2 protein-coding genes are annotated in these 1,279 nt (G+C 38.9%); both read right to left on the bottom strand.

The genetic code is table 11. The annotated features are described in order from the left end of the window. Positions 1-100 precede the first annotated feature (100 nt). Positions 101-535, bottom strand: coding sequence for a hypothetical protein (locus tag JQC92_RS22325; protein WP_205001722.1), 435 nt, complete (start codon positions 533-535; stop codon positions 101-103). 46 nt (positions 536-581) lie between these two features. Further along, positions 582-1,279: ISKra4 family transposase (locus JQC92_RS22320; protein ID WP_205001721.1), on the bottom strand; the 698-nt coding region annotated here is incomplete at its 5' end.

Genomic DNA, 1,279 nt, shown 5'->3' with positions numbered 1-1,279 from the left:
TGGTTTATCTGCGCTCGAAGTTATCTCTGAAATTGTTACGGCTGTAACACAACGTAAACCTTATCCAGATGTGTTTAACCTCACCAGCGATTAGTCAATACTACGCTGGTGAATGGTTACCAATTTTTTCTTTCAAATTTCGCTTCAAACTAGCAAGTTCTTCAGCTTTTTTTTCGCTCTCCTTCAGTATCAGATAACTGACTTTTGTGGCAAGTTCACTGGCTTTTTGGTTCAGTGTTGAAATTAATTGAGCTTGCATTGCGATAGTAGAAAACAACACTTGCTGGCTATCTAAAAATGTAAGACTTTCGGATTTTTCAGATGGCTTTTCAGCCCAATATAGAAACATTGCTTCAAATAATGTTCTCGTTGATGATTCTTGTTCAATATTTTCGACAGGAACACAAACAAATTTATTCCCTGCAAAAGCTGTATATGTACTTATTCCAAATGCAGGTTTATTTTGATTTAATTCATAATCACTCGGTAAAACAACATCTTGAGCACCTGCAACTGATGTACTTACTTCTTGCAATTAAAGGCCTTAATGATTAATGAAAACGATATGGGTGCAGTTCCTTTCATTCGACGGTTACAGCAGCTTTATAAAGTCGTCGTTTGGATTGCTGTTTATGGAAAAGCCAATAATCATCAAAATCATCGCTAGATTTCAGTGACCGTAGTTTTAAAATCGCTTCACCTCCATCAAGTCCCCAACGGGCACCGGTAATATCCAGTCTATCGTTTATCAAATGACGACAAGCACCTTCTATTACCCCGCTGGCGATAGGATGACCTGATGCTAATGCCTCGTCATACTTCAAGTGCTCTTTATTATTCAAAAGATAGCGAGCACATTTATCGATATTTTCCCGCTTACTTATTTTTCTTTTCGTCGCACTACTTTTAATGCCTTTAGCAACTTGGGAGCATTTTCCTTTTAAAATGTTAAGTAAACGCTCGGCAACCCAGTCTTCTACTGATGCGTCATCTTTTTCAAAAAAGCACCATGCGGCTTTCCAGACGTATTCTGCAACATGTATAAAATCCAAAATTATTGTGACTTGTACATTAAACTTCTTGATTAGCCGATTGATTTGCTTCAGTTGATGTGGATGGCCATCGACAAGAATTACCCATTGACGTTCTTGGTTTAGGTCACGCTGCAGTGCTTCCTCAAAAGCTTCTTCTATCACTCGCTCTGCATCTCGTTCAAGGCTAGCCCAGACTCGTTTGTTCCTTGGCCTAACTCGAATTGGGCGAACATTATCTTCTTCGT

The sequence above is a fragment of the Parashewanella hymeniacidonis genome (assembly GCF_016900895.1).
GTDB lineage: Bacteria > Pseudomonadota > Gammaproteobacteria > Enterobacterales > Shewanellaceae > Parashewanella > Parashewanella hymeniacidonis.
This window is presented reverse-complemented; position numbering and strand designations above follow the sequence as displayed.